Genomic DNA, 22,822 nt, shown 5'->3' with positions numbered 1-22,822 from the left:
ACGGAACGAAACCCAGGGCGCTTCAACAGTATGTGCGTCAACCCTGACCACTTACAACAGGTGACCAGCCGCGAGAACATCGCGGAGATGCTGGCCCGAAACGACTACATCCGCCGAATCGCGGAGCTCGAACGGGCACTCGCAAAAGTGCACCCAGACCACCCTCTGCTCGCCCAAGCCCCACTCTCCGGAGTGGTAAGGGCAGCCTAACGAAAACCCACCCCCATGGGGTTCAGAAATCACCCACCCGCACCTCAGGGCATTGGCGTTCCCCCTCCCCGAACACCCCCCCCGCCCCCCGGGCAGCGAAAGGAGGCCACGATGGCTCGTAAGTCGCATTTGCGTGGCGTCGCGCCCGGTGAGGTGGCGGAACCTCCGAAGGAGCCACTGTCGCTGCTGGATGCTGTTGCGTCAGGGGACCGGCTGGAGATTCTGAAGGCGCAGCGGCAGATCATCGCCGAGGGTCTGATGAAGGCTGGTGACAACACTCGTCCGCAGTATTCGAATGAGTTGACGAAGCTGTCGAATGCGATTGCAGAGGAGGAGTCGCGGCGCTCCGCGGAGTCGGATGAGGCGTCGGTGGTCGCGGAGCTTGAGGTCGAGCAGTGGGATGGAACCGGGTACTGATCGTCGGCGAACGAAGTTGTCGGAGGTCGCCCGACATGTAGTGGCCCCGGTTGGGATCGTCGGTTCGGAGTGGCCGTCGGTGCGGAAGACGTGCCGGCGGTTGGGTTGGGATTTCGACGGCTGGCAGGACGGCGCGTCGATGCTGATCCTGTCGCTGAATGCCGACGGCGAGTATGCGGCGGACACGATCGTCATCAGCATTCCGCGGCAGGTTGGCAAGACGTACATCATCGGCTGCATCATCTTCGCGCTGTGCCTGATGAAGCCGGGACTGAAAGTCATCTGGACCGCGCAGGTGAAGGACACCGCGCTGGAGACGTTCGAGAAGTTCTACGACATGTCGCGCGGTCCGAAGGTGCAGCCTCACATCGAGGCGACGCCGAAGGGCAAGGGTGACGAGGCGATCGTCTTCACGAATGGCTCGAAGATTGAGTTCGGAGCTCGTGACTCCGGGTTCGGCCGCGGCCGAACTGATGTCGACGTGCTCGTCTTCGACGAAGGCCAACATCTGTCACTCCAAGCCCTGGAGAACATGGGTGCCGCGCAGAACGTCGCCGAGAACCCTCTCTGCCTGGTGATGGGGACTCCGCCGCGGCCACAGGACAAGGGCGAGTTCTTCTCGACGATGCGCCAGGAGGCGATCGACGGAGAGTCGGACGGCACGTTGTACATCGAGATGTCGGCTGACCGTGGCTGCGATCCGATGGACCGGGCGCAGTGGATGAAGGCGAATCCGTCGTTCCCGCACCGAACGTCGGAGCGGGCGATGCTGCGGCTGCGGAAGAAGCTCCGCAACGAAGACTCGTGGCGGCGTGAGGCGCTCGGCGTGTGGGATGACGTGTCGTCTCACCAGATCGCGGTGAAGATGTCGCGATGGGCTGAGCTTGTCGATGTCGGGCCGGCGTCGGGCGTGAAGCCGGATGCGCTCGCCGTCGACATGTCTCATGCCCGAGAGATCTCGATCGCCGCATGCTGGATCGAAGGCGAGTCGGCCCACGTCGAGGAAGTGTGGCGAGGCACCGATGAGGCGGCGGCGATCGACTGGGTAGCTGACCGCGCGGGACGGCGCATGCCGGTTGTGATCGACGATGCGTCCCCGGCGGCGTCCATGCAGATCGAATTGAAGCAGCGCGGAGTGAATGTGGCCCGGTCCGGCGCGTCGGACATGGCGCGCGGCTGTGGACTGATGGCGTCGCGACTGAAAGCGGGAACGCTGACGCACGCGGGCCAAGAGTCTGTCAATGAGGCCGCCGAGGGCGCCCGGAAGCGGCCGATCGGAACAGCCGGGGGCTGGGGCCTCGATCGCAAAGACTCGACGGTGTCGATCTTCCCGCTCGTTGCTTGTGTCCTCGCACTACTGGGGGCGACGAAGAACCACAAACCTGGGCGCGACCCGGACCGACGATCAGTCAGGAAGGCGGTGTAGATGACTACTCCGGCTATAGCTCTGCCGACCTTGACGTTGTCGAAGGCTGAGGATGAGACGGTCGGGGCTCTGCGGAATCGTCTTGCTGCGGTGCGTACGGCGAACCTCGATAAGTCGAAGTGGTATGAGGCGAACCAGGATCCGAAGGACCTGGGTATCGCGACGCCGCGCGGCATGTCGGAGCAGATCCAGGCAGTGCTGGGTTGGCCTGGCACGATCGTCGACGTTCTGGAGGAGCGCCTGGAGTTCCGCGGCTGGACCTCGGCCGATGGCACACGACTGGCTGATGTGTTCCGCGACAATCAGCTCGGCGTTGAGTCTGGTCGCGGCCATCTGGACACGCTGATCTACGGCGTTGGGTTCGTCGCGGTGGGTGTCGGTGACGCGTCGATTGGGGAGCCTGAGGTTCTGGTCACGGCGGAGTCGACGGAGTCGTGCACGGTCGACTGGGATTACCGCCTGCGTCGTGCCCGGTCAGCGCTGTCGCAGACGAGCGACGAGTACGGCACGGTCGTGATGGAGACGCTGTACCTGCCGAATGAGACGATCCGTTTCGAGAAGACTGCGGGTGGCCGGCTCTCGGTCGTCGCGCGCGATGTCCACAATCTGGGTCGGGTTCCGGTGGCGCGCATGCTGAACCGGGATCGGGCGTCGGATGTGCAGGGGCGTAGTGAGATTACCCGCGCGATCCGCTATTACACGGCGGCGGGCGCGCGGACGCTGACGGGCCTTGAGGTGAATCGCGAATTCTACACGACGCCGAAGTACACGGCCCTCGATGTGGATCCGGCGGTGTTCGGTCTCGATGAGGGAATGTCGGAGCAGGCGAAGCGGGATGCGAAGTGGCGGTCGACCGCGGGGAACATGAATGTGATTCCGCCGCAGATCGATCCTGAGACCGAAGAGCGTGTCACGCCACAGTTGCATGAGTTCCGTCCGTCGTCTCCGGCGCCGTTCAGAAGCCAGATCGAAACGTACGCGCAGCTGGTCGCCGCCGAGGCTGGCATTCCGGCGCCGTACTTGGGGTTTCAGGTTCCGCAGGGGACGTCGGCGGATTCGATCATCCAGCAGGAGTATCGGCTGGTGAAGCGGGCTGAACGGCGTCAGGCGTCGTTCGGTGCGGCGTGGCTTGAGGTTGCTCGCCTGGCTTTGATGATGCGTGGCGAGTTCGATCAGGAGGCGTTCCGTGAGGTTGGTGTGACGTGGCGGGACGCTGCGACCCCGACTAGGTCTGCAGCGGCCGATGAGGCAGCCAAGCTGATCGGGTCCGGTGTGCTGCCGCCCAACTCGTCGGTGACATACGACCGGGTGGGCCTGTCTCCTCAGGAGCAGCAGCGGTTGGAGTCCGACCGGCGCAAGTCGTCTGTCGTGGACCTGATTGGGAGACTCGGGTCGACGCCTGCAACCACACCGGCACCTGTGACTGAGACACCCGTCCAGGTCTGATGACTCCGCTTGAAGTCCGAGGACTTCTGGACGAGCTGGATCGCCGTCTCGGTACCGAACTCGCGGGGTTCTGGCGAACCATCGCAGAGGCGGATCCGGCACAGTTCCGGACACTTCTGGTGGAGGCGTACCCGGAGATCGTGACTCCGTACGTCGCGGCAGCTGCTGATCTCGGGACCGTCTGGTACGACGAGACGCCGACGACAACGAACTACCGAGCCGTCCCAGCCGAACCGATACCCGTCGAGCGACTGACGCAATCTGCACTGTGGGCGCTCAACGTCGGCACCGCGGAGACCGGCCTCGATCTGCTGACCGGATCCGCGACCCGCGCGATGTACGACGGGATGCGCGAGACCGTCGTCGAGAACGTGACCCGCGAACGAGGCGCCCGCTGGTATCGGCACGCGTCCGCAACAGCGTGCGGGTGGTGCCGCATGATCGCGACACGACATGTCGGCGACGGCGCCACCTTCTATCGCTCAGCAAAGGCCGCCGGCGACGGGAACCGCTACCACGATCACTGCCACTGCATGGCAGTCATGATCCGGCCAGGCCAGACGCCGGAGCTGCCGTCGTACATCGAGCAGTGGAACGATGACTACCTCGCCGCGCGCAAGGCTGGGGCCACCGACCCGAAGGACATCGCGAAGGCGATGGACAATGCGCCGACCGGCAAGACGACGGTCACTCGGGAAGCGCGCGAGGCTGCAAAAGCGGAGAAGGAAGCAGCGAAGCTGCGGGGCAGCGCGGCGGGCGGAGGGCGCCCTCCGAAGGATCCGGGTGCATCGCGGTCGACGGGCTTCGGGGACCCGGAGGAACCGGAGTGGAGCGGCCACACCAAAGGCTATGTTCACCCGCACCAACAGCCGATCTGGACCGAGACGGAACGGCAGGCGCGGCAAAGCAGCCTTGGGATCAAGCTGAACGGCGAGCAGCTGTATCAGCACGAGATCGAGACCGTCGAGCGGGCGCAGCGTAACGGCTGGAATATCCAGGAGTGGATCCCTCGACGTGTTGACCCGAAATCCGGACGACGTCTACCGAGTAACGATTTTCCAGTCGATGTCGACGGAGTCACGATTGAGGTCGACACGAAGGCGACCAGGGCCAAGTACGCGACGATCAAGAAGCACCTGGCGGACAGCGTCAAGCAGGCGAAAATCGCGAGGTCATACGGTCTCGACCTGCAGAAGGACTACTTCCTCGTCGATCTCGGTAAGCAACCGCTGAACGAGAAGCTGAGGAACCAGCTGGCAACGTACAACCGGCGAAATCCACACAACCGGGTGAAGGGACTATGGGTCTTGTCGGAGGACGGCGGGAGCTTCACTCGGATTGACCTGCTCACGTAGGGCATCACATGGTAATATCTGTGGTGCAGGGTTCCCACCCCGTTCAAGCCGCGAAATAATCGGCCGTCAGAACGAGCGGGCATGGGGCCCTGTTTCACGTCTCGGGGGATGACGACGCTGGTGCGTCACCCGGACTGTAAATCCGGTGCGAAAGCGCGGCAGGTTCGATCCCTGCCATCCCCACTCGACCACTGCTGAAACCCCCGACACTGTTGTGGTGCCGGGGGTTTTGCATATCCGCCGACTTCCACCCTGGTGGTGAAGGCGCGCGGCCGGCGCTCAACAGGCCACCGAGACCACCCCAGCCGATCGGGCTGGGACTGACCACTCGATTGGAGTGATCATGGGCGATTCGCTCACCCCGCCGGCTGACCCGGCAACCCCGTCCACGCCCGCCGCTCCGCCCGCATCGGCGGAACCGGAGCGACTGCCGGACGACCATCCCCTGGTGACCGCGTTCGCGGCCCAGAAGAAGAAGAACGAGGAACTGCAGCAGCAGCTCGATGCGGCGAAGAAGGGCAGCGCCCCGAAACCCGCACCGAAGCCGGAACCGAAGGCTGACAGTGACGATGTCGCCGATCGGATCGCGGCACTCGAGCAGCAGCTCGCCGACGAGAAGACCGCCCGCGAAGCCGCCGAAGTCTCGGCACTCCGCACCCGCCTCGGAGCATCGCTCCCCGCAGAACTCGTCGAACTCCTCACCGGCACCACCGAGGAAGAGATCAAGGCGCAAGTCGACAAGCTCGCGCCGCTGATCAAGACCTCCTCGGGTCCGCAGCCGAACCCTCAGCAGGGCACTCCGCCCGGCAAAACCGGAGGCTCCATTGCTTCCGGCCGCGACCGCTACAAGCAGTCGCACAGTTCCTAACCGCGTGCAGACGACAGTCGTCTGCACTGATGAGCACACGAAGGAGTGTGATCACCCATGACCCAGCTCGCCCCGCGCACTGAGTCTTTCGGTGCAGGCGACCAGTCCTGGCTCGGCTCGCGCCACGGCACCGACGTCGCCAAGACCGTCACCCTCAACCCCGCCGCATGGTCGGCCAAGATCGTCGACGGCCGCATCAAGTCCGGCGAACCGTACGCCATGAAGTCGGGTCTCGCCGTCCCGTACGACGCGACCAAGAGCGACGGTTCCGAAGTTCTGGCGGGCTTCGTGTTCACCGATCAGCCGGTCGACGCTGCTCGCGGAAACATCGCTGCACCGGGCGTGTGGCATGGCCGCATCATCCTGTCCAAGCTCCCGAGTACGGTCGCTGCTGACGCGACCCAGTCGGGCCAGTTCCTCCTGGAGGCCTGATCATGGCGACCCTCTACACCGAGACCATCACCCCGTCCGAGCTGACCGGGTTCGCCCGCGCCGCACAGGAGGACGTCGAAGCCCGAGGCGGAACCCTCGCCCGCTGGCTGCCGAACACGGGCGTGAACGACGTCGTCGTCCGCACCGTCGTCGGCAAGGACGGCGCCGGGCAGCTCGCCCAGTACCGCAGCTTCGACGCCGAGACCCCGATCGGGTCGGGCGGTCAGGCCGAGCGGAAGATCTTCGAGCTCCTGCCACTCGGACTGAAGGAGCGGATCGGTGAATACGATCAGCTCCGCGCCCGCGGCGGCGACGGCGCAGCGATCGCCCTCGGCGGCATCGAAGCCGCGACCATCCGCACCGTCCGCGCGATCGCCGACCGCCTCGAGGTCGCACGCGGTCAGGCACTCGAGACCGGTGGCCTGTCGATCAACGAGAACGGCATGGTCCAGACCCCGTCGTTCGGTCGCCCCGCCGGGAACACGGTCACCGCAGCAGTCCTGTGGGACGCCGCATCGGGCACGAAGATCCTCGAGGACCTCCTCGCCTGGTGCGAGGCGTACGCGGACGCCAACGACGGCATCGCGCCGGGCGCGATCGTCCTGTCACGCAAGATTCTCAACGTGATGCTGCGAGACGAGGGCATCCGTGGCCTCGTCGCGACCGCAGCCGGAGCCCCGCAGATCGTGTCGGTCGACGTCCTCAACGGCGCCCTGTCCGCGCACGGACTGCCGCCGATCTACGTCTTCGACCGCAAGGTCAAGGGCCAGCGCGTCACCTCCGACAAGAAGGTGTTCCTGCTCCCCGAGGCCGTCGACCCCAACAGCGGATCGAACATCCTCGGCGCAACGTTCTACGGCCCGACCCTCGAGTCGATGGAGCCCGAGTACGGCATCGGCGCATCCGAGCAGCCCGGCATCGCGGTCGGCGCCTACAAGACCAAGGATCCGATCGGCCTGTGGGTGCACTCGAACGCGATCGCCCTGCCGGTCCTGGTCAACCCGGTCGCCAGCATGGTCGCCACGGTTCTGTCCTGATGAAGATCCGTGACGACCTCGAAGGCGTCGTCTACGCCGGAGGTGTGGTGCTCGCTGCAGGTGACACCATCCCCGATGGTGTGACAGTCGGCGACCACCTCACTGCGAAGGAGTCGGTCAGTGCCAGCACTGGCAAGCCTCGACGACGTGGAAGCACGTCTCGGGCGACCGCTGACGAGTGACGAGACCGAGCGGGTGTCGGGGCTTCTTGATGAAGCCTCGGCATCCGCTCGGGCCTGGATGGGATGCAACACCGATCCAGATCCGGTGCCCGACGATGTCGCACTCGTCGTGTCCCGGATGGTCGCAAGGATCATCGACGCACCACCGTCATCGGCTCAGGTTCCGGCGCATATGGATCAGTTCTCGCGGTCGATGGGTCCGTACTCGTCGTCAGGCACGTTCACGGAGGGCTCCACGTCTGGGTCGCCGTGGCTGACGAAGGACGACAAGCGGATCCTGCGCAGGTTCGGGTGCCGCGGCAAGGCGGCGAGCTTCCAGACATGGTGAACTGGCCTGTCAGCCCGCGCGACCGCATGATCGTCGACGGCGTCGAGTACGAGGTCATCGGCGAACCAGAACGCTACGACCGGTCACCGTTCGGGACGATCGAATCGTTCCCGACGCCGTTCACTGTCGGACACAGGATCTTCGACGCCAACGGCGAGGACGCGCACGGTAACCCCGTCGAGTCCTGGTCCGCTCCGGTCGAGCGTGCAGTCCACGGTTGGGCGGCGCCACGCACGGACGAGCCGAAGCTGGCCGGCCATGACCGCGACATCGTCGAGATCGAGCTGTACGCACCGGAGTGGCGTGTGATCAACCTGCGGAAGGTGAACGGGTGATCGAGATCGTGACCGGCGCCGAGGTCAACGAGGCGACCGGGAAGCTTGAGGAGGTGTACGACACGTTCGACGGGCCCGAAGTCACGTGGGTGACCGAACCGTCCGGTGTCCTCGTGGTGATGGAGCGTCCAGGGAAGCTGTGGGTGGCGTACGCGCCGGGCTCGTGGCAGAAGGTGAGGTCCGTGTGAGGATCGACTGGAACGTCAAGGGCTTCTACGAGCTCAGGCGTGATCCCGGCGTGATTGCTGAACTCGAGTCGCATGCTGAGCGGATCTGCGCTCGTGCGAATGCGATGGGCAAGGGCACGTATGCGACCGGCAGTCGGCAGGGCATGATGCGGCCACAGGGACGCTGGCGTGCCTCCGTCGTCACCGCCGACGCGAAAGCCATCGCCGACAACGCGAAGAATCACACGCTGATTCGAGCGATGTCATCGTGACCGCGCCGCTCGCCGAAGCGATCCGGGTCCTCAAGGAGGGGACCGGACTGCCGACGTCGGGGAAAGTCCCGAATCCGCGGCCCTCATCGTTCCTGCGGGTGGTTCGGGCCGGCGGTCAGCGCACCCGCGCGGTCGATCACATGCTGCTGATCGTCGAATGCTGGGCACCAGACGGGCCAGCCGCCGAACAGTTGGCCATCAAGGTGAACGACATCCTCGCCGCGGCGCCATACACATCGGAGGCGATCATCCTGTGGGGTGATGGGGACCGCGGCGTCACCATCGCAGACAACCCAGACCCTGACATCACGACACAGCACCGGTGGACAGTCACTGGTCCACTGCATTGCTTGACCTTCTGACACAACTGAATAGACCCTTCGGCTCCTGACCAATCTGCCTAAGAAGGGGCAAACACCATGGGAATCAAGGACACCTACTCGGCGAAGTCCGCCGGACCTCAGGGTGGCGTCGCATTCGTCGCCCCGGTCGGGACCGAGCTGCCGACCGACGCCACCTCGGAGCTGCCTGCCGCGTTCCTCGCAGGAAACCTCGGCGTCCTCACCGACGAGGGGCACCTGCGGAAGATCACCCGCACGTCGAACACCGAGAAGGACTACGACGGCGGCGACTACATCATCAACCAGAACGAGTACGGTGCCACGTACGAGTTCACGGTCTACGACGTCGACCTGGAGTCGGTGAAGAACCTGCTGTACGGCGCGCACAATGTCGAGTTCATCCCGGCGGATGCGACCCACGGCAACCGATACAAGGTCACGCACAATGCCGACGAGCTGCCGCTGCAGTCGTTCGTGTTCTGGACCAAGTCGGGCAAGAAGAAGGCTCGCGACGTCATCCAGTACGCGAAGGTCGATGAGCTCGGCGAGATGCCGTTCAAGACCGGCGAGGCATCGAAGGTGAAGGTGACGCTGAAGGTCACCAAGAACGACGACAACGACTACATCTACGAGTACGGCGACGACGGTGAGACCGCGCCCGGACCCGTGACCGTGAAGGTTGTCGCGACCGGCGTGTGGCGTTTCGGCGTCGGCGGACAGCTGTCGGCACCGCTGTCGGAGACCTCGACCAACACCGAGGTCAAGGCGGCGATCGAGGCAATCGCCGGAGTCACCGGCACCGTCAACGTCACCGGCGCGACCGTCGGCACTTACGACGTCAGCCTGTCGGACGGCGGCACCGTGTCGGTGAACGGTGCGGCGACGCTGTCCTGACCCGTAAGACCTGGCCCAGCGGGGTAGTCATACCCCTCTGGTCAGGAGCCGATGCCCCGCTGGGCCGGGCTCACTCCTGACCACCACCATCCATCCCGACAAACAGAAGGCTCCTGACCAATGGCAAAGCACATCATCACTCCGGCGGACTCGCCTGACGTGCAGGTCGAGTTCGAGATTCCCCGTGCAGGGAAGGCTCCGCTCGAGTTCACTGTGCCACGGATTGACTACTCGGCTGACTTCGAGAAGAGGCTGGCTGATTGGGCTGGCGAGCGGATGAAAGTGACACAAGACGGGGATGGCGCTGATGTGGTGCCGGATCCGATCAGTGATCGAGAGGCAATCATCGCCCAACTCCGAATCGCCGGAAACCTCAAGGCTGCGACAGTCAAGCAGATCGAGACGTTGACGAACGGTGAGCTGAATCAGATCTACGGGATCTGGACCGAGCAGTCGAAGGTCACTGTGGGGGAATCCGAAGCCTCCGACTCCTGATAGAAGGGGATCACTCGGGGGCGATCAACACAGATCTCCGATCCAACGGGTTCCCTGGCGTCGACTGGGCCGGAACCATCCACCTCTCCTGGTGGGAGCTGCAGCAGTTCATCCTGAATCTGCGGCAGGACAAGACGTCTGCGCTCTACCGGGCACTCCATCCCGACGATTGGATGTGGGCCGACGTCGACTCACTCCTCCTCGCCGAGATAGCGACCGCGGTCACCAACCTGCGGTGGATGGAAGCGATAGCGCGAATCGGTGATGAAGAGGAGTTGCCGCAAGGCTGGGAGCTGCGGGCTTACGGTCCAGCTGACTCTGGAGGGGATATTGATGCTGAAACGGGCAACGAACAGTCGAAGCTGGACCTGGCGCGAGCAGCCGCAGCTGAGCTCCTCGCCTAACCGTCACTGAGCTGGCGGAATGTCCCAAGTCCAACCTGCGGTGTCGAAGTAGTGGAGAGACAACTTGGTCGAATCTGCGGGCACAGCAAACACCATCTCGCCGCGGCCCTTTTCGCCGATGCCGAGAGTGGTGTGGAACGGCCCGTAGACAGAGGTGTCTCCGTTGGGAATGCAGCCATACTCGGTCTTTACTGGGGTGACGTATCCGTCATCCGATACGCCGTTCCAGAACTGAGAAATCAGTACCCCAGCAGGTGAACTGCGCGGTGTGACTCCGGGCATCGGCGCCTGCGCATTCGCATCGACCTTGACTCGAATCAGTCGATCATCCGGCTTCAGGTCGTCGAGCGCGTATGACGAGCACTCCGAACGATCTACCGGCGAAATCTCAGTGACCTTGAAGACCAGAGGGCAGTCCTCGCTTTTGGCGTTACATCCCCAGTAGGCCTTCTCGCCCACGGCTTTGTGTACCGGCTTGTTGACGTCAGCTGACGCAGACGGTGTTGCCGCTGCCGTCGTCGGGCTTCCTTCATCTTGCGACGAGCACCCGGCGATTCCAGACACGGCAGTTGCGGAAGCAACTAGCGCGATCGCGACCTTCTTCATGCGCGGGATCCTATCGCGCCATTCGGACATTCCACCTTGCGCCCTCTCGCGCTCATCTGATCGGAGGACACTCCTGTGACTGAACTGGCCGTAGGGTACGTCAGCCTCGTCGCCACGACGGACAAGATTCCGCCCGCCGTTCGGAAAGCACTCGGCCAGGCCGAAGGCGAAGCTGAGAAGTCCGGCAAGGCCATGGGATCGAAGATGTCTGGGGCGCTCGGAAAGGCGCTCAAGACCGGCGGAGCGGCAGCGGCGGCCGCGGGTGTCGCAACTATCGGCACTGCCATGGTCAAGGGCTTCCAACGGCTCTCTGCGATCGATGACGCGAAGGGTAAACTCGCCGGCCTCGGTGTGACCGCTGCCGACACGTCCAAGATCATGGACAGCGCCTTGACGGCCGTCCGCGGCACCGCATTCGGGTTGGGCGATGCCGCCACAATCGCGGGCAACGCGGTCGCGGCCGGGATCAAGCCGGGCCAGGAGCTGACGAAGTACCTGTCGATGACTGCGGATGCGGCGTCGATCGCGGGTGTCTCCCTGTCCGATATGGGGTCGATCCTGAATCAGGTCCAGACGGGCCAGATGGCATACACCGACGATCTGAATCAGCTCGCTGACCGCGGCATCCCGATCTATCAGTGGTTGGCTAAGGAAGCTGGTGTGACCGGCGCCGAGGTCAAGAAGATGGCGTCGGACGGGAAGATCTCGTCGGAGATGTTCTTCGCCGCGATCCAGAAGAACATCGGCGGTGCGGCCCAAGAAGCCGGGAAGACTGTCCGCGGCGGTTTCCAGAACATGATCGCCGCGCTCGGTCGTCTCGGCGCTGCGGCTGAGCAGCCATTCTTCAGCCGACTTCCGGGGATGTTGGCGGGCGCAACGACCGCGATCGACAATATGACGCCCACGGTCACTCGACTCGCGGAAGCCCTGGATCAGAAGGTCTTCGAAGAGTGGGGGCCGAAGCTGCAGTCTGCGATGCAGGCGGCACGAGACTCCGGAGCTATCGATGAACTTCTGTCGACACTGAAGGGAATGGCCCAGGCTGGCATCGACGTGATGCCAGCGTTGACGGGCATCGGTCAAGCGCTGGCTCAGGCGTCAGCGACGATCGGTATCGGGACCTGGCAACTGTTCCTGACGACCCTGCAGGCAGCAACGGGCGTTCTGAACATCATCAATCCAGGCCTGCAGACGCTCGCGGATCTCATGAAGGCGCATCCGGCACTCGTCACCGCAGCACTTGGCGCTTGGGTCGGATTCAAGACCGTTCCAGGGATGATCTCGAAAGTCAGCGACGTCCTGTCGCCTTTGACCTCTCGAGTGACTGGAGCTCGCGACGCCTTCAAGGGCTTCGGCGAGCAGATGACGCTACAGCGGACACTGGCGGCCAACAACGGAATCGAGTTGGGCCGATTCGGCGGCGCTATGGCCGTGGTCCGGACGCGAGCATCGGGCATGCGGCAGGCACTGCAGGGTTCGCTGGATGTCTTGGGCGGGCCATGGGGAGCCGCCGCCACAGGCGCGACCGTCGCAGGCGGCCTCCTCGTAGCTTCATTCCAGCGTCAGAGCCAGATCTCGGCTGAGTATGACTCCGCAGTGAAGAAGCTGACCGAGTCGCATTACGCGCTATCCAAGGCTCTCATCGCATCCCAGGGCGTCGCGACGGAAGACGTCATGAAGATCGCGACCCAGCGAGTCGATGAATACCGCGAGAAGACGGACGCCGCCGCGCGAGCTGACGGTAAGTGGCACGAGGTCATGTACGACGGCATCGGGAAGTTCCTCGGCCTGACGAAGGCCGGCGAAGGTCTCGCCGACATGAACGATCGAGCCGCCGCGAAGGCCCAGGGTGCTCAGCATGCATTCGATCAGCTCGGCATGTCCACGGAGGATGTGTCGAAGAAGCTGTATGGATCTCAGCGTGAGTGGAACATCTTGCAGTCGCAGTTGATGGCCATGGGTCCGGCGGGTATGCAGGCTGTTTCGGATCTTCGCGTACTGCGAAATGAGTTCGTGCAGCAGCAGAACATTGCAAAGCAGATGACTCCTGGGTTCACCGAGGTATCAGATGCAATCAAGACACTCGGAGACGAGTCGGCGTCTGCTGCGGACAAGCAGAAGGCCCTGCTTTCGGCGATGAATGCGCTGAATCCGACCAAGGATAAGGCCGAAGCGATGAAGCAGTGGGGCGACCAAGTTCGCTCTGCAGCCGATGCTGCTGCTGGGATTGATGGTTCGGCGTTCGACTTGTCGGGGAAGTTCGACGCATCGTCTGAGGCCGGCGGGAAGCTGTATGACGTCCTCAACGGTCTGGCAACGACGGCTGCAGATGTTGCTGCGTCGGGCGGCGACATGACCAAGGTTGCGCGCGAGCAGGATCAAATCTTTGAGCAGCTCGCTGCATCTACCGGCAGGACGAAGGAGGAGATCAAGGCGATCTACGACAGTATCGGCGGCAATGTCGTCGATATTGCGGTCAAGCTCAAGGGTGCTCCGGAGGCTATCCAGCAGCTCGGAACCATTAAGGCTGCGATGGACGCGAACCCTGATCTGAAGGAGTTCAGGCTCAAGGCGGAGGGGTCAGAGCAAGTTCGAGCTGCTCTGGACATGCTCAAGATCAAGATGACCACAACCCCGGATGGGAAGATCGTCAAGGTCGATCTCACTGGCGATGCTGGGGCAAAGCTGCAAGCAGTGATCGACGCGACTGCTCAGATTCCTGCTGGCAAAGAAGTTAAGGTCAACGCGCCTGGCGGGCAGGCGGTGTTTGATCTGCTTAAGGCGATGAATGTCGCCACAACCAGTGATAACGATAAGAACATCGTTGCTGATATCCCGAACGGGTCACCAGTTCTGGAATTGCTCAAGCAAATAGGTTACGAGGTTGAGACTCGTAACGGCAAGCAGATCATCGTCAAGGCCAACGACGATGACTACCAGGGCAAGAAGGACGAGTGGACCGCCCCGGCATACAAGACGTTGTATGTGAATGCGACGGTTGCTGGTATGGCAAGCACCGCTGGCGTGATGGATCTAAGCAATGCGATTCCTCACGCCGATGGTGCGATTGTCCCGTACGTCGACGGTGGTATTGCCGCGTCGGAAGCGTTTGCGAATGGTGGGCTGAAGGAGATCCGGAAGCCTCGACGCGCTGACATCTTCCAGGGCCGCGGCGCCGGGACGATCTTCGCTGAGGAAGAGACCGGCGGTGAGGCGTACATTCCGCTGGCTGCGTCGAAGCGGAAGCGGTCGACGGACATCCTCGCGACGGTTGCTGAGCGTTTCGGGCTCGGTCTGGTGCGGAAGTACGCGGATGGTGGGATCGCGTCGGCTGATGATCTGAAGCGGTTGGCGATGGGTGATGGCGCCCGGATGCCGCTCACTGGTGCCCCGTATGACTGGGGCGGCGTCAACTGGGGCGACTGCTCGGGCGCGATGTCTGCTTTCGCCCGGCGAGCGGTTGGCCTACCCCCGTTTGGCGGGCGGTTCGCTACCGGCAACGAGGGCGAGTACCTGGCGCAGTTGGGATTCCAGACGGGGTCGTGGACTCCGGGGACCCTCGGTATCGGCTGGGTGAACGGCGGTCCCGGCGGTGGTCATACCGCGGGCACGCTGCCTGACGGCACGAATGTGGAGATGGGCGGTTCGTACGGCGGCGGCATGGTCGGCGGCACTGTGGGTGCGAACGACGGACAGTTCACGAACCGAGCGTTCCTGCCGATCGGCAAGGCTGCGCCGAAGTTCGATCCATTCAAGCCGTTCCAGGACCAGTATGTGCCGGACCCGAACTATCGTCCCGGTCAGCAGTCGGGTAGTTACGGGTCGTCGACGGCGGAGCAGCCGAAGGGCGCGTCGCTGTCTGAGCGTCTTGGGAATGCTGCGTCTGCGTTTGTGTCGGGTCAGGTCCAGTCGCTGCTTGGTGTGCTGAGTGTCAATGATTCGCCGGGTGTGTTGGCGGCGATCAATGAGTATGAGTCGCAGCGGTCGCAGAGTAAGTCGCAGTCTCAGGGTCCGGTAACGGATCCGGGGACGACGAAGCCGCAGGAGGGTGAGGATACCGGGGCGAGCGCGAAGGCTCCGGACATTCCCGCCGCGCCGGCCGCGCTGACTGGTGTCGAGGCGATCAAGGCCGCGTTCAAGCAGGGGTTGCGTGAGGCGTGGCGGACTGGCGTCGAGTGGGATGCGTCGGACTGGATTGTCGGCAAGGAATCAAACTGGGATCCGAAGGCCCGCAATCCGTCATCGGGCGCGTTCGGCCTGGGTCAGTGGTTGGGGTCAACGAAGGATCAGTACCTGCCGGATGAGAACCCTGATCCGACTGTGCAGGGTAAGGCGTTCGATGCGTACGTGAACGACCGGTACGAGTTGCCGACGAAGGCGAAGGCTCACTGGGATCAGGAGGGCTGGTACGACGTCGGAGGCGTGATTCATGAGGGAACCACGCTCGTGAAGAACGGTCTCGGTCACAAGGAGACGGCGCTTCCGTTCGACCCTCACGACCTGAAGAAGTCGCTCGATCGCAGCAGTGATGACCGGGTGCTCGAGCGGTTGGATCGTTTGATTGCGCTGACTGAGCGGATGAATGAGCGGATCGGTGAGGGTGGCGACACCTTCAACTGGACCTCGAGTGGCAATTCCAAGCAGGACATGGACGAGGTGCAGCGTGCTCGTCGTGTCGCGAAACTGGCGGGAGTCTGATGCAGACCGCGAATATCGAGCTGATCGGCGATGACGATTCGTTCCCGGTGTCGGGGATCGGTTTCGGCGAGTCGGAGGGCATCAAGCTCGCGGAGGATCCGGAGGAGATTTTCGATACGGATTTCTCACGGGCGACGATCCCGGCGGGGATCGGTGGCCGGCTGGGGAGGACCGAGGTTCCGGTTCGTCATCTGGTGTTGCCGTTCAACATCACCGGTGATGTGTCGGGCGGGAATGTGCCGATAGAGGCGCAGATCGCCCGGTTCCGGAAGCTGTGGGGCTCACACATGCAGCCTCGCCGCGTGAAGTGGCTGTACACCAGCGAGGAGTCTGGTTCCCGCTGGTTGTGGCTCTATCTCGAGTCGAAGATCAAGTTCAACCAGAAGCGGGACTGGAATCTGGATGGTTTCGCGAAGGCGGTTGTGCAGGCGGTCGCGGTCGAGCCGCGGTATGAGTCGACGCCGCTGGTGGTGAAGGCCGAGAACCCATCGTCGGGGACGCACACCGTGTGGTTGCCGGTGTGGAATCCGACTGATCAGGAGGCGTGGCCAGACTGGTCTCTCGATCCGAAGGGTACGGCGTCGTTCTCGATCGCGGACTTCTCGTTCGGGCATGAGCAGGACATCGATGTCACGTGGACGCCAGGTCAGCATGCGAACCGCATGGTCGCGCTGAAGCCGATCTCGGTGCCGTGGTCGGTGCGCCCGGTCCGGTCGGGCGATGACCCGTATGTCGCGGCGGATCTGTCGAACGCGTCGGGGCTGATGGGTGGAGTGTTCCCGCTGTACAGCATTCCGCCGTACACGGGGACGCAGCAGAACCCGGTACTGCTGCCGGTGACGATCAACGGTCCTGCCGGGGCTGAGGTACGGCTGACACTGCGGCGCTTCTGGTCGGCCGAGTCAGGTCTCGAGTGATGACCGGCAACATCGCACCGTTCCTCGGCGGCAGCGTGGACGACTTCGCGTTGTGGGCTGAGGAGATCCGGCAGACACGCCTCGATCGGGTCGCTCAGCCGGCGCGTATCCGTTTGTTCGACGGCAACTGGATTGAGCGTGGCGAGGCCGTCGAACGTCTCGACGGTAGCGGAATGACCCTCAAGCTCAACGACACCGGATCGATCGTCGTCGAGCTTCCGATTGATCGGGAGGACCGCCGCGGCACCTACCTTGCGCATTGGGCTCTCGATCAGGATGCCCGCTCGACCACCAACATCCACATCATCGTGGAGAAGGATGGGGCGAGGATCGGTGGTCGCGCAGCTCCGGACAATGGCGTCACGCTGAAAACTGGCGGCGATCACGGCGACCGCGTCGTACTGACGTTCCTTGAGGACACTGAGGAACTGAAGAACGTTCATGTCGCGGCGAATCCGTTCTTGCCGGTCAGTTTGATTCAGCAGCCGAAGGTGCAGTTCTTGATCGGGCGGGCCGACTGGGTGCTTCCCGCGAGTCTGGCCATGAACCTCGCGCGCCTGCAGGTGTTCAACTTCGACATGAACAAGGACATCCTGGATCCGGCGAACTGGCTGGGCGGGATGTGGGCGCAGTCGCAGATCGTGGTGAAGCCGCGGCCGATGCGGAACTCGGTGGCGCCGGTGACGATCATGACGGGAACGATCAAGCAGTCGTGGTGGGAGATCGCGGCCCCGATTCTCGAGGATGCTGAGCTGCAGATCGTCACGCGACGCTTCCTGAATGGCGACCCGGAGCCGTGGCCTGGCGCAGGCACCAGTTGGCGTCAGGGAACCCTGTTCGTCGAGTTGGTAGACAAGTCCGGTTTCCGCACCGGTACATCGCTTGGCGGCAATCTGGCGACGGGACTGGTGCGGTCGATTGCGTCGGTGACTACGAATCGTGTGGAGGACCGGTATGACCTGCTGACGGGTGCGCCGGTCGATGACGGAAAGTACCGGCTGCCGGGGATCCTGGGGACGGCACCAGAGATGCCGTACGTCACCTACATCGACGGAGATAACTCCGGGATCAGCGGTTTCGAGTTGGTTCGGGGTGCTGGTGGCGCGTGCCGGATCACGGCAGGTGGCGAGTCGATGCCTGGCGTGAACGAACTCGGTGAGGCTGTTGTCGGGTATGCGGGCGACGTCTTGGGCGACAACATCAACATCGCAGGCTACGGCGTCGGTTCGCTTGGTTCGATCCTCAATGCGTTCTTGATGCCGATCTACAAGAACAGCGTGCTCGCGTACACGAGTGTGCCGTTGATCGATCGTGCCGCTCAGCAGGGCTGGGGGCATGCGCTCGAGACTGCGTGCACCAATGTGACGCAGGCGTACACGCCGGCCGCGTTCATGGACCTCCGGCGTCGTCGCCGCGAGACGGACCCGAAGACAGCGTTCACGTTCACGGTGCAGAACGCTATCCCGTGGATCATCGGCGACAACGGGTTCGGGCACTGGTGGCTCGGAGACCGTTCTGGTGCGACGAACCGTTACCTCGGCTCCCAAGTCCATGTTCAGCGGTGCACTGAGCTGACTCTGCCGCTCGACGGCAGCGGCGACTGGGAAGCGAAGTTCGGTGACGTCCGCGCCCATCAGGATCCGCTCGAGAAGGCTTTCGGACTGGTGGCTACGGCGATGGGTGCATTCAATCAGATGGGGGTGGCGTGATGGCGGTGGAGAAGCCTGGCGATCATGTTGATCCGGAGGTGCAGAAGCTCGCGCAGGCGTTGATGTTTGTCCTGATGACGGGCGGTTCTGCGCCGTATCCGATCCCGGCGTTCGAGGTGACGAAGATGGCGCAGCTCGCGTTCGAGTGTGGGGTGCGGCAGACCGAGCAGAAGGCCGACAGTATCGAGTTGCCGGGATGGATTCTGCAGGGAATGCGGGAGCAGTCTGTGGAGTCAGTTCCGGAGCCGAGTGTGGTGGGGGAGCAGAAGACGGATCTGGTGTGCTGCGCCCCGGATCTGCCCACCGAGATCCCGGAGCATCTGATGGGTGCCATCGTCAGTGAGCAGGAGAGTGAGCAATGACCGAGAAGGTGCTCGACTACGACCGTGGCATCGTCGCGCAAGAGACTGGATATTGGTGCGGTCCGGCGTCGACGCAGATCGTCCTCGATTCGCGCGGTATCAAGGTCGCCGAGCGCACCCTTGCTGGCGAGATCGGGACGCACACGGGCGGCACTGACCACATCGGCCTGATTGCGCCCGTCCTGAATCGGCGGGCGCCCGGCGGCGGGTACGCGGTCATCGGGATGCCGAATGATCCGCCGCGCCGCGATCAGGTGGACGCGCTGTGGGATCACCTGGTGCGGGGAGTGGATGCGGGTTGGGGTCTGGTCGCGAACATCATTGCGCCGCCGTCGAACTACCCGCGCGCCGTGCCGCCGTCGACTCTGAACCTCCGCTATGGCGGGGGCACGGTCTACCACTACGTCGCGTTGATGGGGTACTCCGACCAAGGACAGCGGAAGGTGTGGTGGGCTGATCCCGGGTTCTCACCGCACGGATGCTGGGTGTCGCTCGAGCAGACGGCGTCGTTGATCGCTGGTAAGGGCTATGCGTGGCCGTCCGCGGCGCAGGCTGCCCCTGCTCCGGTTCCTCGTCCGCCGGCACCTGCGGGCGGCATGACGGCTGATGTCCTCGCGGAGGCGATGGGCTGTTCACGGTCTCGGGCCGCCGAGATGCTTCCCGGGATGCTGGGTGCGATGCAGGCTGCGCAGATCACGACCCCGCTGCGGGCGGCGCACTGGTGCGCGCAGATCGGCCACGAGTCTGTCGGCCTCGTTTACATGGAGGAGATCGCGTCCGGCGACCAGTACGAGTGGCGCACGGACCTCGGCAACAACCAGCCGGGCGACGGCAGACGGTTCAAGGGCAGCGGCCCGATCCAACTGACCGGCCGCCGCAACTTCGGCCTGTTCAGCGAGTGGTGCTTCGCGAAGCGGTACACGACCTCGCCGACCCTGTTCGTCGACCACCCCGAGCTCGTCCGCAACGACCCGAAATGGGGTTTCCTCGCCGCGTCCTGGTACTGGACCGTCGCCCGACCTGCCCTCAACTCACAGGCTGACCGCGACGACCTCGAAGCGGTCACCCGCTCGATCAACGGCGGCCTCAACGGCCTCGCCGACCGCGGGGAGCGTCTCGCGCGCTGCAAGCGCCTCGGCGCGAAACTCCTACCCCCACAGACATCAGGAGGTCTGACCATGGAAGCCAGCGACGAACTCACCAAGCGGTTCCCGTCCCGCAGTATCTTCCGGCACTCCGACGACCCCGTCGACACGATGGCCGGATTCATCCTCAACATCGACGCCCGCGAGCACGAGAAGTTCATCCTCGACGCCGCGCTCGCAGGCGATGCCGCGGCGATCAAGCTCGTCGAGCGCGAAGCAGCCAAGGGCGAGAGCCGGTGCGTCGCTGCGCTCGCCAAGATCAAGGGAGACCGCAAGTGAACCTCGAACGCATCGTCGGCAACGTCCTCTCCGACGCACTCGCCCAACAGCCCTGGTGGAAGCGCTACGCCGGCACCGTCACGATGGCAGTGTCGGTGCTCGTCACCCTCGGCACCTGGATTCTGACGACGTATGCGGCGTCACTCCCCGAGACCGCGTCCATCGCGATCGGCGGCATTGTCGCCGTCCTGTCGGTCATCGCTGCGCGCGCCGTCCCGAACGGCATCACTCCGCGCGGCAACGAGCAGATCAAGCAGGCGGTCGGCTCCGAGTTGCAGCACTACACAGTGCAAGCTCGCCAGACCGCCGCGGAGGTCGTTGACCCCATCGCCGAGGCCGTTGCGCGAGGCTGGTCCGAGCACGACCCCCGCTACATCGGCATGACCGCCGTCGACGCCGCACGTTCCTTCCTCGCGGGCAGGACCGCCTGACTGATGCGGCTGCACGGACCGCGCCGCGGCGATTGGGTGCCGCTGCTTCCAGAGCGGACGCGGATGCTCGTCATCATGGCGGTCCCCGCCGAAGCGCTCTTCCGGTCCTACGACTACCTCACACCCGATGTGGACGGGACCAGCTCATCGCTGACGGTAGTGGAGCGGATGATGCCGATCGAAGCGTGGGGCGCAGTGTGCGGCATCGTCGCCGTCGTCACCTTGTGGGGACTGATCTTGCGGTGGCCGCGCACCGCGATCGCCGGATTCCGCCTCGGAGGCGCAACGTACACACTGCTTGCGGCTGGTCAGTGGATCGCCGTCTTCCATAACCCGTGGCTCGACGGCATACGCGGCGCCGCCATCGTCACTCTCTTCGCTCTGGCCTACTGGGGGCTCGCCAAGGGGTACACCGACCAGATCCGGAGCCGCTGAATGACACTCCCTACCGGTACTCCGTGGTGGGTAGCCATCATTATCATCCTGGCTTTCGGGCCGCCGGCGCTCGGGTCGAAGGCCATGGCTGCGGTTCCGGGTTGGCTCGGTTCGTATGCGCGCCGTCGGCGTGAACAGACCCCGGAGGCGAAGGCTGATCTGTCACTGTCGGCGGCGTGGCAGCGGCAGGACGCGGAGATCAAGCGCCTCGCTGATGCGTACGACGCGGTCGCTGAGGACTACAGCGAACTGACGGCGCGGGTGGACGCTCTGGACGAGAAGTTGACGGAGATGACGCGCCGATTCTGGTCGGCGATCGCGTATGTCCGGCAGCTGACGGCGGTGATCCGCCGAATCGACCCCGACCACAACATCCCTGACCCGCCAGACGATTTGGAGGCATACCTATGACGCTGCCGTTCATGGACTGGGACAACATGGATCGCGACGAGCTGGTGGAGACGGTTCTGATGCCCGACCAGCTCGGCACGGCGCTGCAGGACCAGTCGGAGACCAAGTTCGCCACCCAGTCCGCCGATCGCTTTCCGGGCTATGTCGACGGGACTCTCGCCGGCGGGCCGCTCGCTTCTGGTCCGCTCGGGATGGTCAACAAGATGTATGGCCGGTTTGTGTCCCGGGTGGCTCAGGCTGATCCTGCGACTATCGAGAAACCGAAGGACCTGCAGCCGCTGGTGCCGGGGTTCTTCAATCTGCCGTTGCAGGATCTGTTTGCTCCGCTGCTGAACGCGTTGATGGGCATTGGCGGAGGGGTCCTCGGCGGCGCCCTGTCGACCATTGCCAACTTCTTCGCTGGACGGTGGGCGCAGGTCGACGACTTGCACGACGGGCAAATGCAGCTCAACGATCGTGTAGACCTGCTTTCGCCACTGCAGGACTACGGGAGTTCATACGCCGGAACACAGAACTCTCTGTGGAACAAGGGCAAGATCCCTTTCGGTAAGCAGATCGGCCCGATGAAGAAATGTCACCTTGCGTCTGGCGGGATCGTGTTCGAAGAGCAGGGGATGTGGGATGTTCGCGCGAGGGTCACGATCACGAGTACGCCGCCACTAGTGGGTGCGTTCATCGACTGGGAGATTCGTGTCGTCAAGGACTCTGATGGGTCGATTTTCTCGGTCTCTAGGGACACTCTTGAGTCGAGTAGTGCGCAGTCGCGGGAGATCAACACCTCTGTGGTAGTGCCGACTGCCGGGTACCGCGCCGAAGTGTGGGTTACCAACATTGGTCCGGGTCGTCAGATCGCTGGCGGACCGGAACGGACCAGGCTGACGGTTCAGCATATTTCGCGGTCGACATCTTTCCAGATCGAGGGTTGAGGTATTCGAAATGACAATCATCCAGGACCGCATCGAGGATATTGCTGGAGCGGAGTTCGCGCAGGCTGTAACCTTCACCATTCCGCGCATCCGGGAGTCGGCATCAGGCGCGGCGATCGTCACTGAGCAGAAGCACCGGTTTCAGGTGACCGATGGTGGAGACCTCGTCACATCTAACCTCGACCCCGGACCAGCGACAGTCAGGATTGGCCTGAACTCGTATCAGATCACGATCCCGGACAGTTCTTCACCGATCCGTTTGTGGCCGTTGATCGACGCTGGGATGCCGGCACC

At 63.7% G+C, this 22,822-nt stretch carries 25 protein-coding genes and 1 tRNA gene; 25 read left to right on the top strand and 1 reads right to left on the bottom strand.

The annotated features are described in order from the left end of the window. Positions 1 to 321: 321 nt before the first annotated feature. The 15 genes from Y710_RS17845 (at position 322) to Y710_RS17775 (ending at position 10,205) form a co-directional block, all read left to right on the top strand. Positions 322 to 627, top strand: coding sequence for a hypothetical protein (locus Y710_RS17845; protein WP_062368075.1), 306 nt, complete (start codon positions 322 to 324; stop codon positions 625 to 627). Between the two features lie 79 nt (positions 628 to 706). Further along, on the top strand, positions 707 to 2,053 hold the full coding sequence (locus tag Y710_RS17840; RefSeq protein WP_082781353.1) for a terminase: 1,347 nt from the start codon (positions 707 to 709) through the stop codon (positions 2,051 to 2,053). Next, positions 2,054 to 3,499 (top strand): phage portal protein, encoded by a 1,446-nt coding sequence (locus Y710_RS17835; protein ID WP_062368073.1) that lies wholly within the window; start codon positions 2,054 to 2,056, stop codon positions 3,497 to 3,499. A gap of 140 nt (positions 3,500 to 3,639) precedes the next feature. Next, positions 3,640 to 4,854 carry a VG15 protein gene (locus Y710_RS17830; RefSeq protein WP_156479480.1) on the top strand — a complete coding sequence of 405 codons (1,215 nt, stop codon included), beginning with the start codon at positions 3,640 to 3,642 and terminating at the stop codon, positions 4,852 to 4,854. A 104-nt stretch (positions 4,855 to 4,958) separates the two neighbouring features. Further along, a tRNA-Tyr gene (locus tag Y710_RS18830) sits at positions 4,959 to 5,037 on the top strand. A gap of 160 nt (positions 5,038 to 5,197) precedes the next feature. Next, positions 5,198 to 5,722: a capsid assembly scaffolding protein Gp46 family protein gene (locus tag Y710_RS17825; RefSeq protein ID WP_156479479.1), complete on the top strand. Its 525-nt coding sequence runs from the start codon at positions 5,198 to 5,200 to the stop codon at positions 5,720 to 5,722. Between the two features lie 57 nt (positions 5,723 to 5,779). Continuing rightward, on the top strand, positions 5,780 to 6,154 hold the full coding sequence (locus Y710_RS17820) for a hypothetical protein (protein WP_062368070.1): 375 nt from the start codon (positions 5,780 to 5,782) through the stop codon (positions 6,152 to 6,154). A gap of 2 nt (positions 6,155 to 6,156) precedes the next feature. Then, complete coding sequence (locus Y710_RS17815) at positions 6,157 to 7,191, top strand: major capsid protein (protein ID WP_062368069.1); 1,035 nt, start codon at positions 6,157 to 6,159, stop codon at positions 7,189 to 7,191. A 120-nt stretch (positions 7,192 to 7,311) separates the two neighbouring features. Next, positions 7,312 to 7,701, top strand: a complete 390-nt coding sequence (locus Y710_RS17805; RefSeq protein ID WP_156479478.1) for a hypothetical protein — start codon at positions 7,312 to 7,314, stop codon at positions 7,699 to 7,701. Then, complete coding sequence (locus Y710_RS17800) at positions 7,695 to 8,036, top strand: hypothetical protein (protein ID WP_006896031.1); 342 nt, start codon at positions 7,695 to 7,697, stop codon at positions 8,034 to 8,036. The genes Y710_RS17805 and Y710_RS17800 overlap by 7 nt, the downstream gene beginning before the upstream one ends. After that, the gene (locus Y710_RS17795) at positions 8,033 to 8,224 is read left to right on the top strand and encodes a hypothetical protein (RefSeq protein WP_006896032.1); all 192 of its coding nucleotides are present in this window, start codon (positions 8,033 to 8,035) and stop codon (positions 8,222 to 8,224) included. The genes Y710_RS17800 and Y710_RS17795 overlap by 4 nt, the downstream gene beginning before the upstream one ends. Beyond that, positions 8,221 to 8,475 (top strand): hypothetical protein, encoded by a 255-nt coding sequence (locus Y710_RS17790; RefSeq protein ID WP_006896033.1) that lies wholly within the window; start codon positions 8,221 to 8,223, stop codon positions 8,473 to 8,475. Before Y710_RS17795 ends, Y710_RS17790 begins: the two co-directional genes overlap by 4 nt. After that, the gene (locus tag Y710_RS17785; RefSeq protein WP_006896034.1) at positions 8,472 to 8,837 is read left to right on the top strand and encodes a hypothetical protein; all 366 of its coding nucleotides are present in this window, start codon (positions 8,472 to 8,474) and stop codon (positions 8,835 to 8,837) included. Before Y710_RS17790 ends, Y710_RS17785 begins: the two co-directional genes overlap by 4 nt. A 57-nt stretch (positions 8,838 to 8,894) precedes the next feature. Then, positions 8,895 to 9,710 carry a hypothetical protein gene (locus tag Y710_RS17780; RefSeq protein ID WP_006896035.1) on the top strand — a complete coding sequence of 272 codons (816 nt, stop codon included), beginning with the start codon at positions 8,895 to 8,897 and terminating at the stop codon, positions 9,708 to 9,710. A 120-nt stretch (positions 9,711 to 9,830) separates the two neighbouring features. Beyond that, positions 9,831 to 10,205, top strand: coding sequence for a hypothetical protein (locus Y710_RS17775; protein WP_006896036.1), 375 nt, complete (start codon positions 9,831 to 9,833; stop codon positions 10,203 to 10,205). Positions 10,206 to 10,612: 407 nt separating this feature from the next. On the opposite strand, the gene Y710_RS18825 is transcribed toward Y710_RS17775, so the two are convergent. Beyond that, the gene (locus Y710_RS18825) at positions 10,613 to 11,215 is read right to left on the bottom strand and encodes a hypothetical protein (protein WP_006896038.1); all 603 of its coding nucleotides are present in this window, start codon (positions 11,213 to 11,215) and stop codon (positions 10,613 to 10,615) included. 75 nt (positions 11,216 to 11,290) lie between these two features. On the opposite strand from Y710_RS18825, the gene Y710_RS17765 reads away from it, so the two are divergent. The 10 genes from Y710_RS17765 to Y710_RS17720 form a co-directional block, all read left to right on the top strand. Further along, positions 11,291 to 15,913, top strand: coding sequence for an aggregation-promoting factor C-terminal-like domain-containing protein (locus tag Y710_RS17765; RefSeq protein WP_062368066.1), 4,623 nt, complete (start codon positions 11,291 to 11,293; stop codon positions 15,911 to 15,913). Beyond that, positions 15,913 to 16,830, top strand: coding sequence for a hypothetical protein (locus Y710_RS17760; protein WP_062368065.1), 918 nt, complete (start codon positions 15,913 to 15,915; stop codon positions 16,828 to 16,830). Before Y710_RS17765 ends, Y710_RS17760 begins: the two co-directional genes overlap by 1 nt. After that, on the top strand, positions 16,830 to 18,539 hold the full coding sequence (locus Y710_RS17755) for a Gp37-like protein (RefSeq protein WP_062368064.1): 1,710 nt from the start codon (positions 16,830 to 16,832) through the stop codon (positions 18,537 to 18,539). Before Y710_RS17760 ends, Y710_RS17755 begins: the two co-directional genes overlap by 1 nt. Beyond that, positions 18,539 to 18,901, top strand: a complete 363-nt coding sequence (locus Y710_RS17750) for a hypothetical protein (RefSeq protein ID WP_062368063.1) — start codon at positions 18,539 to 18,541, stop codon at positions 18,899 to 18,901. The genes Y710_RS17755 and Y710_RS17750 overlap by 1 nt, the downstream gene beginning before the upstream one ends. Further along, on the top strand, positions 18,898 to 20,325 hold the full coding sequence (locus Y710_RS19185) for a C39 family peptidase (protein WP_062368062.1): 1,428 nt from the start codon (positions 18,898 to 18,900) through the stop codon (positions 20,323 to 20,325). The genes Y710_RS17750 and Y710_RS19185 overlap by 4 nt, the downstream gene beginning before the upstream one ends. Continuing rightward, positions 20,322 to 20,756, top strand: coding sequence for a hypothetical protein (locus tag Y710_RS17740; protein WP_062368061.1), 435 nt, complete (start codon positions 20,322 to 20,324; stop codon positions 20,754 to 20,756). The genes Y710_RS19185 and Y710_RS17740 overlap by 4 nt, the downstream gene beginning before the upstream one ends. A gap of 3 nt (positions 20,757 to 20,759) precedes the next feature. Beyond that, on the top strand, positions 20,760 to 21,191 hold the full coding sequence (locus Y710_RS17735) for a hypothetical protein (protein WP_062368060.1): 432 nt from the start codon (positions 20,760 to 20,762) through the stop codon (positions 21,189 to 21,191). An 84-nt stretch (positions 21,192 to 21,275) separates the two neighbouring features. Next, positions 21,276 to 21,602: a hypothetical protein gene (locus Y710_RS17730; RefSeq protein WP_156479477.1), complete on the top strand. Its 327-nt coding sequence runs from the start codon at positions 21,276 to 21,278 to the stop codon at positions 21,600 to 21,602. Continuing rightward, the gene (locus Y710_RS17725; protein WP_062368058.1) at positions 21,599 to 22,528 is read left to right on the top strand and encodes a hypothetical protein; all 930 of its coding nucleotides are present in this window, start codon (positions 21,599 to 21,601) and stop codon (positions 22,526 to 22,528) included. Before Y710_RS17730 ends, Y710_RS17725 begins: the two co-directional genes overlap by 4 nt. 10 nt (positions 22,529 to 22,538) lie before the next feature. Next, the coding region (locus Y710_RS17720; protein WP_062368057.1) for a hypothetical protein at positions 22,539 to 22,822 on the top strand (284 nt) is incomplete at its 3' end.

This window comes from Gordonia sp. QH-12 (assembly GCF_001578675.1).
GTDB lineage: Bacteria > Actinomycetota > Actinomycetes > Mycobacteriales > Mycobacteriaceae > Gordonia > Gordonia sihwensis.
The sequence above is the reverse complement of the archived record's forward strand: the minus strand, read 5'-3'. Positions and strand labels throughout refer to the sequence as shown.

Coding starts and splice junctions, on each gene's coding strand:
- Y710_RS17820 (WP_062368070.1), top strand. CDS start 5,780: ATGACCCAGCTCGCCCCGCGCACTGAGTCTTTCGGTGCAGGCGACCAG.
- Y710_RS17825 (WP_156479479.1), top strand. CDS start 5,198: ATGGGCGATTCGCTCACCCCGCCGGCTGACCCGGCAACCCCGTCCACG.
- Y710_RS17735 (WP_062368060.1), top strand. CDS start 20,760: ATGCGGCTGCACGGACCGCGCCGCGGCGATTGGGTGCCGCTGCTTCCA.
- Y710_RS17815 (WP_062368069.1), top strand. CDS start 6,157: ATGGCGACCCTCTACACCGAGACCATCACCCCGTCCGAGCTGACCGGG.
- Y710_RS19185 (WP_062368062.1), top strand. CDS start 18,898: ATGACCGAGAAGGTGCTCGACTACGACCGTGGCATCGTCGCGCAAGAG.
- Y710_RS17775 (WP_006896036.1), top strand. CDS start 9,831: ATGGCAAAGCACATCATCACTCCGGCGGACTCGCCTGACGTGCAGGTC.
- Y710_RS17755 (WP_062368064.1), top strand. CDS start 16,830: ATGACCGGCAACATCGCACCGTTCCTCGGCGGCAGCGTGGACGACTTC.
- Y710_RS17725 (WP_062368058.1), top strand. CDS start 21,599: ATGACGCTGCCGTTCATGGACTGGGACAACATGGATCGCGACGAGCTG.
- Y710_RS18825 (WP_006896038.1), bottom strand. CDS start 11,215: ATGAAGAAGGTCGCGATCGCGCTAGTTGCTTCCGCAACTGCCGTGTCT.
- Y710_RS17780 (WP_006896035.1), top strand. CDS start 8,895: ATGGGAATCAAGGACACCTACTCGGCGAAGTCCGCCGGACCTCAGGGT.
- Y710_RS17835 (WP_062368073.1), top strand. CDS start 2,054: ATGACTACTCCGGCTATAGCTCTGCCGACCTTGACGTTGTCGAAGGCT.
- Y710_RS17800 (WP_006896031.1), top strand. CDS start 7,695: ATGGTGAACTGGCCTGTCAGCCCGCGCGACCGCATGATCGTCGACGGC.
- Y710_RS17730 (WP_156479477.1), top strand. CDS start 21,276: ATGGCTGCGGTTCCGGGTTGGCTCGGTTCGTATGCGCGCCGTCGGCGT.
- Y710_RS17760 (WP_062368065.1), top strand. CDS start 15,913: ATGCAGACCGCGAATATCGAGCTGATCGGCGATGACGATTCGTTCCCG.
- Y710_RS17845 (WP_062368075.1), top strand. CDS start 322: ATGGCTCGTAAGTCGCATTTGCGTGGCGTCGCGCCCGGTGAGGTGGCG.
- Y710_RS17750 (WP_062368063.1), top strand. CDS start 18,539: ATGGCGGTGGAGAAGCCTGGCGATCATGTTGATCCGGAGGTGCAGAAG.